14 protein-coding genes are annotated in these 15047 nt (G+C 68.2%); 11 read left to right on the top strand and 3 right to left on the bottom strand.

From position 1 onward, the window contains the following. Positions 1-57: 57 nt before the first annotated feature. From obgE to ychF, 4 genes are all read left to right on the top strand, one after another. The gene (gene obgE, locus ACH0BU_RS07640) at positions 58-1107 is read left to right on the top strand and encodes a GTPase ObgE (RefSeq protein ID WP_314472287.1); all 1050 of its coding nucleotides are present in this window, start codon (positions 58-60) and stop codon (positions 1105-1107) included. After that, entirely contained in the window at positions 1092-1340 is a 249-nt protein-coding gene (locus ACH0BU_RS07635; protein WP_296218912.1) for a hypothetical protein, read from the top strand. The genes obgE and ACH0BU_RS07635 overlap by 16 nt, the downstream gene beginning before the upstream one ends. 44 nt (positions 1341-1384) lie before the next feature. Further along, the gene (locus tag ACH0BU_RS07630; RefSeq protein WP_314472286.1) at positions 1385-1969 is read left to right on the top strand and encodes a TIGR02466 family protein; all 585 of its coding nucleotides are present in this window, start codon (positions 1385-1387) and stop codon (positions 1967-1969) included. A 73-nt stretch (positions 1970-2042) separates the two neighbouring features. Continuing rightward, complete coding sequence (gene ychF / locus ACH0BU_RS07625; RefSeq protein WP_145120433.1) at positions 2043-3143, top strand: redox-regulated ATPase YchF; 1101 nt, start codon at positions 2043-2045, stop codon at positions 3141-3143. 88 nt (positions 3144-3231) lie between these two features. Here the strand turns inward: ychF and dnaA are convergent, their stop codons facing one another. Continuing rightward, positions 3232-4626 carry a chromosomal replication initiator protein DnaA gene (gene dnaA / locus ACH0BU_RS07620; RefSeq protein WP_145120787.1) on the bottom strand — a complete coding sequence of 465 codons (1395 nt, stop codon included), beginning with the start codon at positions 4624-4626 and terminating at the stop codon, positions 3232-3234. A gap of 440 nt (positions 4627-5066) precedes the next feature. Further along, positions 5067-6023 carry an MDR/zinc-dependent alcohol dehydrogenase-like family protein gene (locus ACH0BU_RS07615; protein WP_197075265.1) on the bottom strand — a complete coding sequence of 319 codons (957 nt, stop codon included), beginning with the start codon at positions 6021-6023 and terminating at the stop codon, positions 5067-5069. Positions 6024-6110: 87 nt separating this feature from the next. On the opposite strand from ACH0BU_RS07615, the gene ACH0BU_RS07610 reads away from it, so the two are divergent. Beyond that, entirely contained in the window at positions 6111-6638 is a 528-nt protein-coding gene (locus ACH0BU_RS07610; protein WP_296218913.1) for a DUF1003 domain-containing protein, read from the top strand. A 6-nt stretch (positions 6639-6644) separates the two neighbouring features. Here ACH0BU_RS07610 and ACH0BU_RS07605 read toward each other — a convergent pair whose 3' ends face one another. Then, a complete protein-coding gene (locus ACH0BU_RS07605; RefSeq protein WP_296218916.1) occupies positions 6645-7238 on the bottom strand; it encodes a histidine phosphatase family protein in 594 nt (197 codons plus the stop codon). A 203-nt stretch (positions 7239-7441) separates the two neighbouring features. Here ACH0BU_RS07605 and ACH0BU_RS07600 point away from each other — a divergent pair, with 203 nt between their 5' ends. Genes ACH0BU_RS07600 through ACH0BU_RS07575 form a run of 6 tightly spaced genes read left to right on the top strand, consistent with a single transcriptional unit; the run spans position 7442 to position 15047 of the window. After that, positions 7442-8557, top strand: a complete 1116-nt coding sequence (locus ACH0BU_RS07600) for an NAD-dependent epimerase/dehydratase family protein (protein ID WP_296218918.1) — start codon at positions 7442-7444, stop codon at positions 8555-8557. Then, positions 8554-9639, top strand: coding sequence for an SDR family NAD(P)-dependent oxidoreductase (locus ACH0BU_RS07595; protein WP_046406645.1), 1086 nt, complete (start codon positions 8554-8556; stop codon positions 9637-9639). The genes ACH0BU_RS07600 and ACH0BU_RS07595 overlap by 4 nt, the downstream gene beginning before the upstream one ends. After that, positions 9636-10772, top strand: a complete 1137-nt coding sequence (locus ACH0BU_RS07590; RefSeq protein ID WP_231621812.1) for a glycosyltransferase family 4 protein — start codon at positions 9636-9638, stop codon at positions 10770-10772. Before ACH0BU_RS07595 ends, ACH0BU_RS07590 begins: the two co-directional genes overlap by 4 nt. Then, on the top strand, positions 10769-11881 hold the full coding sequence (locus ACH0BU_RS07585) for a CgeB family protein (protein ID WP_125945255.1): 1113 nt from the start codon (positions 10769-10771) through the stop codon (positions 11879-11881). Before ACH0BU_RS07590 ends, ACH0BU_RS07585 begins: the two co-directional genes overlap by 4 nt. Beyond that, the gene (locus ACH0BU_RS07580) at positions 11878-12966 is read left to right on the top strand and encodes a CgeB family protein (RefSeq protein ID WP_125945254.1); all 1089 of its coding nucleotides are present in this window, start codon (positions 11878-11880) and stop codon (positions 12964-12966) included. Before ACH0BU_RS07585 ends, ACH0BU_RS07580 begins: the two co-directional genes overlap by 4 nt. Continuing rightward, the gene (locus ACH0BU_RS07575) at positions 12963-15047 is read left to right on the top strand and encodes a bifunctional glycosyltransferase/UDP-glucuronate decarboxylase (protein ID WP_314472285.1); all 2085 of its coding nucleotides are present in this window, start codon (positions 12963-12965) and stop codon (positions 15045-15047) included. The genes ACH0BU_RS07580 and ACH0BU_RS07575 overlap by 4 nt, the downstream gene beginning before the upstream one ends.

The raw sequence follows: 15047 nt of genomic DNA, 5'->3' as shown, positions 1-15047 counted from the left end.
CACGGCCGACAGCGGTCCTTGTCGCTTTGCGCCGGCGAATTCGCTAAGCGGCTCGCCATGCATTTCCTCGATCAAGCAAAGATCTTCGTCCGCTCGGGCGCCGGTGGCCCCGGCGCGGTCAGCTTTCGCCGTGAAAAGTTCATCGAATATGGCGGCCCTGACGGGGGCAATGGCGGCAAGGGCGGCGACATCGTGTTCGAAGCCGTCGCCGGCCTCAATACGCTGATCGACTTTCGCTACACCCAGCATTTCCGGGCCGAGCGCGGCCATGGTGGCTCGGGGTCGAATCGCACCGGCGCGGGCGGCGAGGATCTGGTCATCAAGGTGCCGGTCGGCACGCAGGTGCTGGCGGACGACGAGGAGCGCACCCTGCTCCTCGACCTGACGGAGGTCGGCCAGCGCGAGATATTCCTGCGCGGCGGCGACGGCGGGCGCGGCAACGCCAGCTACAAGACCTCGACCAATCGCGCGCCGCGCCAGCATGGCACCGGCTGGCCCAATGAAGAGGCCTGGGTGTGGCTGCGGCTGAAGCTGCTCGCCGACGCGGGGCTCGTCGGCCTGCCGAATGCCGGCAAGTCGACCTTCATCAATGCGGTGACCAATGCGCAGGCCAAGGTCGGCGCCTATGCCTTCACCACCACCCGCCCGCAGCTGGGCGTGGTGCGGCACAAGGGTCAGGAATTCGTCATCGCCGATATTCCCGGCCTCATCGCCGGGGCGGCGGAAGGCGCCGGCATCGGCGACCGCTTCCTCGGCCATATCGAGCGGTGCCGCGTGCTGCTGCACCTGATCGACGCCAATGATGTCGACGTGGGCGAAAGCTACCGCATCGTGCGCGAAGAGCTGGAGGCCTATGGCGCCGGGCTCGACGAGAAGCCGGTGGTGATCGCGCTCAACAAGATCGACACGCTCGACGAGGAACTGATCGCGGCGCTGTCGGCCGAGCTGGAGGTAGCGAGCGGGGCCGAGGTGATCCCGCTGTCGGGCGCCAGCGGCACCGGCGTCGACTGGGTGCTGGACAAGTTGCTCGAGAAGATCGGCCCCGATCACGCCCGCGTGTCCGAGGACGACGAGGGCGAGGAACCGGTGGAGTGGTCTCCGGTCTGATCCCAGGCCGCCGCGCCCGCCGGTTCGCCCCCTTGGCGGTGGCGGCGCTCGCCCCGGTGGCGCCGCGGATCGCTCTGCTCGGCGCAGTACTTCTGTCGATCTGGTGGGTCGCCCGCCGCGACAACCACGTCGGCACCTGGGGGGTCCTCTACGTCCTGTTGCTGATGATCGTGGCGGTGCTGACCCTACTCGTCACCGCGCTCACGCTGCTTCACCGCCTGCACGGCGGCTGATCGCGCGCCTTGGCAATCCTGCGACGCGGGCTTACCTCGCCGCGATGCCCGTCCGCTCCCTGTTCCCGACCCTCTTCTACGAAGAGACGATCGACGATGCCGCGCTGCTCGAGGAGCTGGAGGCATCGGTCCGCGCCTTTGCCATGGACGATACCGCCGGCAAGCGCTGGTCGAAGGAGCATGGCTATCGCGGCTATACCTCCTACGCCTCGCTCGACGATCTGCCGCAGCGCGACCCTGCCTTCGCCGATCTGAAGCGTCACCTCGATCGTCACGTCGCGCGCTTCGCGGCCGAGTGCGGCTTCCAGCTTGGCGGGCGCAAGCTGAAGCTCGACAGCCTGTGGGTGAACCTGCTGAAGCCCGGCGGCGCGCATTCGGGGCACATCCACCCGCACAGCGTCGTCTCCGGCACCTTCTACGTCAGCGTGCCGCGCGGCGCCGGGGTGCTCCGGCTGGAGGATCCCCGCCTGGGCCTGATGATGGCAGCGCCGCCGCGCGAGGGCAGTTTCGTCCATGCCGAGCCGCGCCCCGGCACGATTTTCCTGTGGGAAAGCTGGCTCAGGCACGAAGTGATGCCGAGCAGCGCCAAGCAGGATCGGATCAGCGTCAGCTTCAACTATCGCTGGTAGGCCTGCGGTGAGGGTGGCTTCCGCCGCGCCGCCGCATTAAGGCCGCCGCAACACCTAATCTCAAGGATCTATCATGGGTTTCCGCTGCGGCATCGTGGGCCTGCCCAACGTGGGCAAGTCCACCCTCTTCAACGCGCTGACCGAGACGGCCGCGGCGCAGGCGGCCAATTACCCGTTCTGCACGATCGAGCCGAACGTCGGCAATGTCGGCGTTCCCGACCCGCGCCTCCAGAAGCTGGCTGAGATCGCCAAGTCGGGCAAGGTGATCGAGACTCAGCTCGCGTTCGTCGACATCGCCGGCCTGGTGCGCGGTGCGTCCAAGGGTGAGGGGCTTGGCAACCAGTTCCTCGGCAACATCCGCGAGGTGGATGCGATCGTCCACGTGCTGCGCTGCTTCGAGGATGGCGACGTCACCCACGTCGAGGGCAAGGTCGATCCGATCGCCGATGCCGAGACGGTCGAGACCGAGCTGATGCTGTCCGACCTCGAAAGCCTCGAAAAGCGCGTGCCCAACCTCATCAAGAAGGGCCAGCAGGGCGACAAGGAGGCCAAGATCGGCGCCAGCGTGCTGGGCCAGGCGCTCGAGCTGCTGCGCGACGGCAAGCCCGCGCGCCTCACCAAGCCCAAGGATGCCGAGGAGGAGCGCGTCTTCGCACAGGCGCAGCTGATTACCGCCAAGCCGGTGCTCTATGTCTGCAACGTCGATGAGGCACATGCCGCCGACGGCAATGAACTGTCCGCGCGCGTCTTCGCCAAGGCCGCGGCCGAGGGCGCCGAGGCGGTCGTCGTCTCCGCCGCGATCGAGGCGGAGATCGCCACCATGCCGGTCGAGGACCGCGGGGAGTTCCTGTCCGAGCTGGGGCTGGAGGAAACCGGCCTCGCCCGCGTGATTCGCGCCGGGTACAAGCTGCTCCACCTCCTCACCTTCTTCACCGTCGGCCCGAAGGAAGCGCGCGCCTGGACGATCCCGGCGGGATCGAAGGCGCCCCAGGCCGCCGGCGCGATCCACAGCGATTTCGAACGCGGCTTCATCCGCGCCGAAACGATCGCCTTTGACGATTATGTCGCCTGTGGCGGCGAGGCCGGCGCGCGTGAGGCGGGCAAGCTGCGACAAGAGGGCAAGGAATATGTCGTCCAGGACGGCGACGTGATGCTCTTCCGCTTCAACGTCTGACCCAAAAAAAACCGCCGGCAGCCCTCAGGCTCCCGGCGGTTTTTTTGTATCTGCCAACGCTGCGGGCGTTGGCGCGCAGGGGGAAGGCTCAGGCCTCCAGGTCGCGCATCAGCGCGCGCACTGCACCATCCACATCGGCGTCGGTGTCGCGCAATTCCTCGATCCGCCGCACCGCGTGGATCACGGTGGAATGGTCGCGGCCACCGAACTTGCGGCCGATCTCGGGCAGCGAGCGCGTGGTCAGCCGCTTGGCGAGGTACATCGCGATCTGCCGCGGCCGGGCCACGGCGCGCGCGCGGCGGGCCGAGATGAGGTCCAGCGGCTTCAGGTCGAAATGCTGCGACACGCGCTTCTGGATTTCGTCGATCGTCACGCGGCGCATGCTGCCGCGCAGCACGTCGCCCAGCGTCGCGATCGCAAAGTCGAGGTCCAGCGTCTCGCCGGTCAGCTGCGCATAAGCGATGACCCGGTTCAGCGCGCCTTCCAGCTCGCGGATGTTGTTGGTGATGCGGCCCGCCAGCATGTCGAGCACGTCGGCCGGCACGCGCACATCGGCCATGTCGGCAACCTTGCGGTCGAGCAGGGTGCGACGCAGCTCCAACGACGGCGGCTTGATGTCGGCGACCAGGCCCATCGCCATGCGGCCGATGATCCGCTGCTCGATCCCGTCCAGCGCCTGCGGCGAGCGATCCGCCGAGATGACGAGCCGCTTGCCCGCGCCCATGATCTCGTTGACGGTGTGGAAGAATTCCTCCTGCGTCGCGTCCTTGCCAGCGATGAACTGCAGGTCGTCGATCAGCAGCAGGTCGGCCGAGCGCAGCCGCATCTTGAACGCAAAGGTGTCGCGGGCGCGAAGGGCGGCGACGAAGTCGAACATGAAGCGTTCGGCCGACATCGCGATCACCCGCGCGCCGGGGACCGCCGCCATGAAGGCGTGGCCGATGGCATGCATCAGGTGGGTCTTGCCCTGCCCCGTGCCGGCATGAAGGAACAACGGGCTGAAGCGGACCGCGCCGGGCTTTGCCAGCTGCTTGGCGGCGTTGAACGCCACCTTGTTCGACGCGTCCACGACGAAGCGGTCAAAGGTGTAGCGCGGCTCCAGCGCGGGGCGCTCGACATCGCTGGCCGGCGCGGCGGGCGCAGCCACGACGACGGGCGCTGCGACGGGCACCGCGGTCAGCGACACCACGGCGGCGCCGGCGCGCGCAGGCGCCGTCTCGATCTCGACCGAGCGGATGTCGGGCAGGATCGCGCGAAACTCGCGGAACAGCCGCTCCGCATAATGGCTGCGCACCCAGTTGGTGGCAAAGGCCGACGGCAGGGTCAGGCGCACGCGATCGGGATCGCCCGCCTCGTCGAGCTGCATCGGCTTCAGCCACTGGTCGAACAGGCGGACGCCGGCGGACTCGCGCAGGTTGGCGCGCACCCGCGCCCATGCCCTTGCCAGGTCACTGCCTTCGTCAGTTGTTCGATGTTGTGACAACGGCACGCGCACCCTTCCTCGGGCCGCGACACGGGTCGCAGCCACAGATCGACAAAGCAAAAATGTCCCCCGATGTGGCCCCCGCCACGGTCGGCTACGACGATGGTCAAATGAGCGCCGCAGGCAGACAGCCGCGGCGACTGACTATGGTTTAGGAACAGCCGCGTGAGTCGATCAAGTCCGGCTCGTGCCGCATTTTTGAAATATACCTCCTTGACTCGATCCGGCCCGCGCAAATCCGTCGAAAAACGCACAAGTTGCTGTTTTTGCTAGGATAAACTGAAACGGCGCAAAATCCGCGACGCGCGAATCGCGAGATTTCCTAGCCTTTCGAAACGGACCCGTTTCGTTCCAGCCGCGGGGTTGCCGCGTACAAAATGGGTCCGCCGACGAAGGCCCGATCCTTGCTTGTGGCCGGGCGGTCATCCAGGCCTACGTAGTCACCCCAAGGTCACCAGCGCCTTCACGAATCCGCCCGGCTTGTCGCGAGTCGCGGCCAGCGCCTCATCGAGCTGATCGAGCGTGTACCGCCCGGTGTAGAGCGGCGTCGGATCAAGGCGCCCGCTTGCCACCAGATCAATCGCCTCGCGCAATCCGCGCAGCTGGACCGCCGGGTCACGCTCATGCGCGTTGACGACGTCGATCCCCTTCCAGTTCCAGTTCTGGACGTTCACTTGCCGCGGTCCGTCCTGGTGATAGCCGGCGATCACCAGCCGCCCGCCGAATCCGACGAGCTCGCCCGCCAGGTCGAGCGGCCATTGCTTGCCCACCGCCTCGATGACGCGCGGGCAGAAGGTGCCGCCGGTCAGTTGCCCGATCTGGCCGATGATCTTGTAGTGATCGATCATCGGCACGGTCACCTCGGCGCCGAAGCGGCGCGCAAGCTCCAGCGATTCGTCGCGGCGCGAGATCGCGATCACCCGCGCCCCTGCTTCGCTCGCCAGCCGGGTCAGGACCGCACCAAGGAACCCGATGCCGATGATCGCCACCCACTGCCCGGCCTCGATCTGCGACCGGCGGAAGATGTTAACCGCGCAGGCGATCGGCTCGCCGGGGAAAGGCTGCCCGTCGAGCGCCGACGGCAGTGGCACCACCTTCTCGACCGGCGCCACGTCATAAGCGGCAAAGGCGCGTTCGGAGAGCATCGCGACCCGCGTGCCGATCGCGATGTCGGCGCCGCTGCCCACCGCATCGACGACGCCCCACGCCTCATGGCCAAGGCCACCCGGCGCGCCCGGCCAGCTCGACCATTCCTGCCCCTCCCACGGCTCGACATTGGACGCGCACACGCCGCACCCCTCGATCCGCACGCGCACCTCGCCCGCGCCCGGCTGCGGCACGGGCACCTGCTCGACGCTGATCTTGCCGGGCGCCTGGAGCACCGCTGCCTGCATCATTTCCGTCACGATCCATTCCGCCTTTCGTTCGACCCTACGTGATCGATGTTGGTGTTCTTCGCCCGCTGACACGCCATGATCCGCGCCATGACCACACCCCCCGCGAACACGCCAGCCGACGCGCACATGACCCGCACGCTGCGCGAGAATATCGAGCGGCTGAACGCGCGGGCCGAGCAACAGGCGAGGAACGCGCCGCTGGGCGACCGGCTGGCCGACGCGATCACGCGCTTTGCCGGGTCGATGCGCTTCGTCGTGCTCCACGCCATCTTCTTTGGCGGCTGGATCGTCTGGAACCTCGGCTGGATCCCTGGCCTTGCGCCGTTCGACCCGACCTTTGTCGTGCTGGCGATGGAGGCATCGGTCGAAGCGATCTTCCTGTCCACCTTCGTGCTCATCTCGCAGAACCGGATGGCGGCGGTGGCCGATCGGCGCCGTGACCTCGACCTCCACGTCTCCTTGCTCGCGGAACATGAACTGACCCGGCTGGCCGGCATGGTGGAGCGGATCGCGGTCAAGGTGAGCGCGGAAAGCGATCCCGAGATCGAGGAGATCAAGCGCGACATCTCGCCCGAGCAGGTGCTCGACTTCCTCGACAAGAAGGACAGCGACTAACGCCCGTCATCCGGCGTGGACGTTCAGCGCAAGCAGATGCCCGCCCCAGTCGCCCACCACCAGGCTGGTGATCGACCCCGGATCGACATCGAACGCCAGCATCCGGTCGAGCGATAGTCCCAGATAATGCGCGACGACGCCGCGGATGATGTCGGCATGCGAGACGCAGACGATCGCCCCCAGCCAGTCGGCCTGCGCCAATCCTGCGAGGTGCGTCACCGCGCGCGCCACGGCATCGGCCATCCGCTCGCCGGCCGGTGTCTGCCCCACGGCGCGCTGTTCATTCCAGCGCGCCCACTGCGGATCATCGGCCAGATCGGCAATCGCCTGCCCTGTCCAATCGCCGAAATCGAGCTCGTCCAGGGCATCCGCGACGAACGGCTGTCCGAGCCCGAAATGCTCCGCGATGACCGCCGCCGTCTCCATCGTGCGCCGCTGCGGGCTGGTCTCGACCCGCACGACACCGGTCAGCCGCCGCGCCGCCCAGACGGCCTGCTCCCGTCCGACCGGCGCAAGGCCGAGCGGACTGCCACGCCCGGTGAGCACGCGCCCTGCTTCGACATGGGCGCCGTGCCGCACCAGATGGATCGTCGCTGCCACCGCCCCCGTTTCAACCTTTGTTGAAGATGCGACCTGAACGGGCCGCGCCGGCCCCTGTTCCGCGCAAACAGATTAACCTGCGTCAACAAGTAGTTGAGGAAGCGAAATTAACGGGAACCAAGGGTAGATGAAGATGTTCAAGCTCCGGTGGGACCGCTCCTAAGCGGGCGAAAACTCAAAATAAAAATACAAAGCGGGGACCAATGAGCGAACATGTTCTCATCACGGGCGGCGCCGGTTTCATCGGCCGCTTCGTCACCGAAGAATTGCTCCGCCGCGGTCACCGTGTTCGTATCCTCGACAATCTGCTGCCGCAAGTCCACGGCGATGGCGGCCGCCCCGCAAACCTGTCGGCTGAGGCGGAGCTGATCGTCGCCGATGTACGCGATGGCGATGCGGTCGCCCGCGCGCTCGACGGGATCGACAGTGTCGTCCACCTCGCCGCGGAGGTCGGCGTCGGCCAGTCGATGTACGAGGTGGAACGCTACACCTCGGTCAATGACGTCGGCACGGCGGTGCTGTTCGAACGGCTGATCGACAAGCCGGTCCGCCGCGTCGTCACCGCTTCCTCGATGAGCATCTATGGCGAGGGGCTGTATCGCGACGCGGACGGCCATCTGGTGGAGGATGCCGCGCGCGGCATGATCCGCGATGGCCAGCGGCAATGGGATCCGACCGACGCGCACGGCCGCCCGCTCACCCCCGTCGCAACGCCCGAGACGAAGCGCCCCGCGCTCTCCTCGATCTACGCGCTCAACAAATATGTGCAGGAGCGCACCACCCACATCATGGGCGCGCCCTACGGCATCGAAAGCGTCTGCCTGCGGCTGTTCAACGTCTATGGCCCCGGCCAGGCGCTCTCCAACCCCTATACCGGCGTCCTCGCCATCTTCGCCTCGCGCCTGCTCAACAAGCAGCGCCCGATGGTGTTCGAGGATGGCGAGCAGCGCCGCGACTTCGTCCATGTCGGGGACGTAGCGCGCGCCTTTGCCGAAGCGCTGTTCCTGCCCGAGGCGGTCGGCGGCACGTTCAACGTCGGGTCGGGCAAGGACCGCTCGGTCACTGAGGTGGCCGAGGCGCTGGGCCGCGCCATGGGCCAGAATGACGCATCGCCGGAAATCGTCGGCAAGGCACGCGTCGGTGATATCCGCCACTGTTTCTGCGACACGTCGCTGGCGGAGCAGCAGCTCGGCTTCCGCGCCACTGCCGATTTCGAGACTGAGCTGGCCGTGCTGGCCGACTGGGTGGCGCAGCAGACCGCTGAGGACCGCGTCAGCCATGCGCGTGCCGAGCTCGAGAAGCGCGGGCTGGTCGCATGACCGCGGCTTCCCAGGGAGCGGACGGGCGCCCGATCCTGGTGACCGGCGGCGCGGGCTTCATCGGCAGCAATATCGCGCACCGGCTGGCCGGCGAAGGCCACCGCGTCATCGTCTATGACGCGCTCGTGCGCGAGGGCGTGAAGCGCAACCTCGAATGGCTGACGGCGAACCATGGCGAGCGGATCGACGTGCGGATCGCCGACATTCGCGACGAGGCGGCGATGACCGAGGCGGTGCAGGCGTCGCAGACGGTGTTCCACATGGCGGCGCAGGTCGCGGTGACCACCAGCCTCACCGATCCGCGCGCCGATTTCGCGATCAACATCGCGGGCACGTTGAACGTGCTGGAGGCCGCGCGCCTCGCGCCGCAGCCGCCGGCGGTGATCTTCGCCTCGACCAACAAGGTCTATGGCGATCTGGCCGACCTTGCCTTTGACGAAACCGCCAACGGCTACCAGCCGGTCGATCCGCTGGTGAACGCTTACGGCATTGGCGAGACGCGCCCGCTCGATTTCCACACGCCCTATGGCTGCTCCAAGGGCGCGGCGGACCAATATGTCCTCGATTACGCGCGCAGCTACGGCATCCCCGCCGCCGTCCTGCGGATGAGCTGCATCTACGGCGAACGCCAGATGGGCACCGAGGATCAGGGATGGGTCGCGCACTTCCTGATCCGCGCGCTCGAGGGGCGCACGATCGACATCTATGGCGACGGCCATCAGGTTCGCGACATCCTGGAGGTGGGCGACGCAGTCGACGCCTATGTCGCGCTCTGGCAGCAGATCGACCGCCACACCGGCCAAGTCTTCAACCTGGGCGGCGGGCCCGACAATGCCGTCAGCCTGCGCAACGTGCTGGCGGAGATCGAGGCGGTTGTCGGCTACCCGGTCGACCTGCGCTTTGGTGATTGGCGCGCGGGCGACCAGCGTTATTTCGTCGCCGATCGCCGCGCGGTCGATGCCGCACTCGGCCTCGCGCGGCCCGCCGACTGGCGCACCGGCCTGCGCCGCCTTGCCAGCTGGCTCTCGGCCGAGCGCGGTCTTGCGCTGGGAAGCTCCCCTTCGCTCAAGGTGGCGGTGTGACTCACCGTCCGCGCCGTATCCTGATGACGGTCGATGCGGTGGGCGGCGTCTGGCGCTACGCCGTCGATCTCGCCGGCGCACTGGGCGACACTGGCATTGAGACGGTGCTTGCCGTGCTTGGCCCCGCGCCCTCGGAAACGCAGCGGGCGGAGGTCGCGGCGCTCCGCCGGGTCACCCTCGTGGAAACGGGGGAACCACTCGACTGGCTGACCGATGATGCCGTTGCCGTCCGCCACGCCGCGGCGACGATCGCGGCGCTGGCGATCCGCCACCGCGTCGATCTGCTCCATGTGAACCAGCCAGCCCTGATCCCCGGCCTCACCGGTGACCTTCCGGTCGTGGCGGTGGCGCATGGCTGCGTCTCGACCTGGTGGGAAGCCGCCCGCCCCGGCACGCCGCTCGACCCCGCCTTCGCCTGGCATCGCGCGCTCGTTGCCGACGGGCTGCGCCGCGCCGATTGCGTGGTCGCGCCGAGCGAGAGCTACGCCCACACGATCGCGCGCCATTACGGCCTCACCGCCGCGCCGATCGCCGTCCACAACGGCCGCACGCCGCCGTTGGTCGCGCCGGTCGCCACGCGGCATATCGCCTTCACCGCCGGCCGCCTGTGGGACGAGGTGAAGCGCACGCCGCTGCTTGATGCCGCCGCCGGCCGGCTCGCTGTCCCACTCTATGCCGCCGGTCCCACCCGCGCGCCGCATGGTGCCTCGGTCCCGGTCGAACATCTCCACCTGCTCGGCGAACTGACGCCGGACGGCATCGGCGCAATGCTGGCGGCACAGCCCGTCTTCGTCTCCGCCGCTTCGTTCGAACCGTTCGGGCTGGCGGTGCTGGAGGCGGCGCAGGCCGGCTGCCCGCTGATCCTGTCGGACATCGACACCTTCCGCGAGCTGTGGGACGGCGCGGCGCACTTCGTCGCCGGCGATGATCCCGCCGCCTGGGCCGATGCCATTGCCGAGGTAATGGGCGACGATGCCGAGCGCGCCCGCCTCGCCGATGCCGCGCTCGCCCGCGGCGCGCATTTCACCGTCGGCGCGACCGCAAAGGCGATGCGCGCCCTCTACACTGACGCACGAAGAGCCGCGGCCACCGGCGAGAACCCGGCCGGCACCAGCGAAAGGGTCGCCGCATGAAGATCATCTATTTCACCCACAGCTTGGCGTCCTGCTGGAACCACGGCAACGCCCATTTCCTGCGCGGGGTGCTGAGCGAGCTGGTCGCGCGCGGGCATGACGTGGTCGCCTATGAGCCAGAGGGCGCGTGGAGCCTCGCCAACCTCCTGGCCGACCATGGCGAGGCGGGGCTTGCGGCGTGGCGCGAACGCTATCCCGAGCTGAGCACGACCACCTACGATCCCGCGACCCCGGCCGACCAGCTTACCGACGGCGCCGATCTCGTCATCGTGCATGAATGGAACGACCATGGCCTCGTCGCCGCGCTGGGCGATCAGCGCAAGCGCGGCGCGCACCACACCCTGCTGTTCCACGACACGCACCACCGCGCGGTGAGCGAGCCCGAGGCGATGCGCGCCTATGACCTCAGCGGCTATGACGGCGTCCTCGCGTTCGGCGAGACGCTGAGCGAGATCTACCGCGACTGGGGCTGGGGCAAGCGCGTCTGGACCTGGCATGAGGCGGCCGACCTGCGCCGCTTCCACCCGCCCGAGGTGGAGGGCGAGCGTTCCGGCCTCGTCTGGATCGGCAATTGGGGCGATGGCGAGCGTACCGAGGAACTGGAACGCTTCCTGTTCGCCCCGGCGCAGGGCGCGAAGCTGCCGCTCGACATCTATGGCGTGCGCTACCCGGCGGAGGCGCTGACCACGCTGGACCGCTACGGCGTGCGCTATCACGGCTGGGCGCCCAATGCGGCCGCGCCCGATATCTTCGCCCGGCATCTCGCCACCGTGCACGTGCCGCGGCGCTATTATGCCACCATCCTGCCCGGCATCCCCACGATCCGCGTGTTCGAAGCGCTGGCCTGCGGCATCCCGCTGGTGTCGGCACCGTGGGACGATGCGGAGGGGCTGTTCACCCCGTGGCGCGACTATCTCGTCGCCCGCGACGGCGCGGAAATGACTCGGCACCTCACCGCGCTGCGCGACGATGCTGGCCTGCGCCGCTCACTCGCCAGGCACGGCCTCGCCACGATCAAGGCACGCCACACCTGCGCGCATCGCGTCGACCAGCTGCTCGCCATCGTCGCCAGCCTGCGCTCGCCCGAACAGACGAAGGACGCCGCATGAAGATCGCCTTTTACGGCTCAAGCCTCCTGTCCTCCTATTGGAACGGCGCCGCGACCTATTATCGCGGCATCCTGAAGGCACTGGCGGCGCACGGTCACCAGATCACCTTCTATGAACCCGACGCCTTCGACCGGCAGTCGAACCGCGACATCGAACCGCCCGAATATGCGACCTCGATCGTCTATCCCGCGACGCAGGAGGGCCTGCGATCGGTCCTGGCCGAAGCGCACAAGGCCGATGTGGTGGTGAAGGCCAGCGGCGTCGGCGTATTCGACGCGGAGCTGATCGCCGGCATCATCGACCATGCGCGCGCCGATGCGCTCAAGATCTTCTGGGATGTCGACGCCGCCGCAACGCTGGACGAGATCCGCGCCGATCCCGCGCACCCCGTCCGCGCCGCGCTGCCGCAGCTCGACATGGTGCTGACCTACGGCGGCGGCCCGCCCGTGGTCGAGGCGTATGAGGCGCTCGGCGCGGCGCGCTGCATTCCGGTCTACAATGCCGTCGATCCCGACACGCATCACCCGGTCGCGCCCGATGATCGCTTCGCCTGCGACCTCGCCTTCCTCGGCAACCGCCTGCCCGATCGCGAGGCGCGGGTGGAGCAATTCTTCCTCGCCGCCGCCGCCGCGCTGCCCGAACAGAGCTTCCTGATCGGCGGCAGCGGCTGGCACGACAAGCACATGCCGGCGAACGTGCGCCACCTCGGCCATGTCGGCACGGCGGACCACAACGCCTTCAACTGCACGCCCCGTGCGGTGCTCAACATCGCGCGCGATTCGATGGCGGCAGTCGGCTTCTCCCCCGCCACCCGCGTGTTCGAGGCGGCCGGTGCCGGCGCCTGCCTCATCACCGACTATTGGGAGGGGATCGAACAATTCCTGATCCCGGGCGAGGAAGTGCTGGTCGCCCGCACCGGACAGGACGTCGCCGATCTGCTGGCGGACCTCACCACCGAGCGCGCCCGCGCGATCGGCGAGGCGGCGCGCCGCCGCGTCCTGGCCGAACACACCTATGAGCTGCGCGCGCGGCAGGTCGACGATCTGCTGCGTGCCCATGCCGCCGCGGCGAAGGTGGCGGCATGAAGCTCGTCGTCCTTGGCCTCAGCCTCGGCTCCTCCTGGGGCAATGGCCACGCCACCACCTGGCGTGCGTTGCTGTCGGGGTTCGCCGAACGCGGCCACGACATCCAGTTCCTCGAGCGCACCGTGCCCTGGTATTCCGGCGACCGCCGCGACCTGACCGATCCCGATTTCTGCCGGCTCGATTATTATGCCGACCTCGCCGACCTCGCGACGTGGCGCGACGCGATTGCCGGGGCGGACGCGGTCATTGTCGGTTCCTACGTGCCGGAGGGCGTTTCGATCGCCCGCTACGTGCAGGCGACGGCCCGGGGCGTCACCGCCTTCTACGACATCGACACCCCCGTCACGCTGGCGAAGCTCGACCGCGGCGACCATGAATATCTCTCGCCCGAGGTGATCCCCGGCTTCGACCTGTACCTGTCCTTCACCGGCGGCCCGACGCTGGAGCGGATCGAGCGCCAATATGGCGCCAGGGCCGCCCGCGCGCTCTATTGCACCGTCGACGCGACCCGTTACCAGCCGCAGGACACGCCCAAGCGCTGGGCGCTCTCCTACCTCGGCACCTATAGTGACGATCGCCAGCCGACGCTGGAACGGCTGCTGATCGAACCGGCGCGCCGCCGCCCCGACCTTCAGTTCGCCGTCGCCGGGCCGCAATATCCCGACACGATCGACTGGCCGGCCAACGTCACCCGCATCGATCACCTGCCGCCGGCCGATCACCCGGCCTTCTACAGCCAGTCGCGCATGACGCTGAACGTCACGCGCGCGGACATGATCGCCGCCGGCTGGTCGCCCTCGGTCCGGCTGTTCGAGGCAGGCGCCTGTGGCACGCCGATCCTGTCCGATCGGTGGGAGGGCATCGACGATCTCTTCGTGCCCGGGCGTGAGATCATGCTCGCCGACACCACCGAACAGGCGCTCGCCGCGCTGGAACAGGATGCCGCCGCGCTCGGCCATGCTGCGCGTGATCGCGTGCTCGCCGCGCACACCGCGTCGCACCGCGCCGCCCAGCTCGAAGCCTACATCAACGACGCCACCCGCCCCCAACCCAGCCGGAGCAAGCCCCGCATGGACACCAACGACGCGCCCGTCACTCTGGTCGCCGGCGGTGCCGGCTTCATCGGCTCGCACCTGTGCCAGGCGCTGCTCGCGCGCGGCGAGCATGTCGTCTGCCTCGACAACCTTCAGACGTCGCGCGCGACCAACGTCGATGATCTGATCGGCCACCCGCGCTTCACCTTCGTCAAGGCGGACGTGATCGAGAAGCTGCCCGCGACGGTCACCGCGCTGACCCGGCGGATCACGCGCGTCTACAATCTCGCCTGCGCCGCCTCGCCGCCGCATTACCAAGCCGATCCCGAGCATACGATGCTGACCTGCGTCGTCGGCACCGATCACTTGCTGCGGCTGGCCGAGCAATCGGGCGCCCGCTTCCTCCTCACCTCCACCAGCGAGGTCTATGGCGATCCGGAGGTTCACCCCCAGCGCGAGGATTATCGCGGCGCGGTCAGCTGCACCGGCCCGCGCGCCTGCTATGACGAGGGCAAACGCGCTGCCGAAGCGATGGCGCTCGATTTCGCGCGGCTCGGCCGGGCGGACGTTCGCGTCGCCCGCATCTTCAACACCTATGGCCCCCGGATGCACCCCGACGATGGCCGCGTCGTCTCCAATTTCATTTGCCAGGCGCTCACCGGCGATACGATCACGGTATATGGCGACGGCAGCCAGACGCGCAGCTTCTGCTACGTCAGCGATCTGGTCGACGGGCTGATCCGCCTGATGGACAGCGAGACGGTCGGGTCGGAGCCGGTCAACCTGGGCAATCCGAATGAGATGACCGTGTCCGACCTCGTGACGCGCATCGTGGCGCTGACCGGCACCACTGCGCAGGTCGACTATCATCCGCTGCCCGTCGACGATCCCCGCCGGCGCAAGCCGGACATCACCCGCGCCCAGACGATGCTGGGCTGGGCGCCGCTCGTCCCGCTTGAGGAAGGGTTGTCGCGCACCTGCACCTGGTTTGCCCAGGAACTGCGCCAGGCGGATCGAATGCCGCTGCTGTCGGTTGCCGCCGAGTAA

The sequence above is a fragment of the Sphingomonas olei genome (assembly GCF_045369765.1).
Lineage (GTDB): Bacteria > Pseudomonadota > Alphaproteobacteria > Sphingomonadales > Sphingomonadaceae > Sphingomonas > Sphingomonas panaciterrae.
The sequence above is the reverse complement of the archived record's forward strand: the minus strand, read 5'-3'. Positions and strand labels throughout refer to the sequence as shown.

Bases quoted from the DNA above. Each gene is read 5' to 3' on its own strand.
- obgE (WP_314472287.1), top strand. From the start codon at position 58: ATGCATTTCCTCGATCAAGCAAAGATCTTCGTCCGCTCGGGCGCCGGT.
- ACH0BU_RS07630 (WP_314472286.1), top strand. From the start codon at position 1,385: ATGCCCGTCCGCTCCCTGTTCCCGACCCTCTTCTACGAAGAGACGATC.
- ychF (WP_145120433.1), top strand. From the start codon at position 2,043: ATGGGTTTCCGCTGCGGCATCGTGGGCCTGCCCAACGTGGGCAAGTCC.
- ACH0BU_RS07615 (WP_197075265.1), bottom strand. From the start codon at position 6,023: ATGATGCAGGCAGCGGTGCTCCAGGCGCCCGGCAAGATCAGCGTCGAG.
- ACH0BU_RS07610 (WP_296218913.1), top strand. From the start codon at position 6,111: ATGACCACACCCCCCGCGAACACGCCAGCCGACGCGCACATGACCCGC.
- ACH0BU_RS07600 (WP_296218918.1), top strand. From the start codon at position 7,442: ATGAGCGAACATGTTCTCATCACGGGCGGCGCCGGTTTCATCGGCCGC.
- ACH0BU_RS07595 (WP_046406645.1), top strand. From the start codon at position 8,554: ATGACCGCGGCTTCCCAGGGAGCGGACGGGCGCCCGATCCTGGTGACC.
- ACH0BU_RS07585 (WP_125945255.1), top strand. From the start codon at position 10,769: ATGAAGATCATCTATTTCACCCACAGCTTGGCGTCCTGCTGGAACCAC.
- ACH0BU_RS07580 (WP_125945254.1), top strand. From the start codon at position 11,878: ATGAAGATCGCCTTTTACGGCTCAAGCCTCCTGTCCTCCTATTGGAAC.
- ACH0BU_RS07575 (WP_314472285.1), top strand. From the start codon at position 12,963: ATGAAGCTCGTCGTCCTTGGCCTCAGCCTCGGCTCCTCCTGGGGCAAT.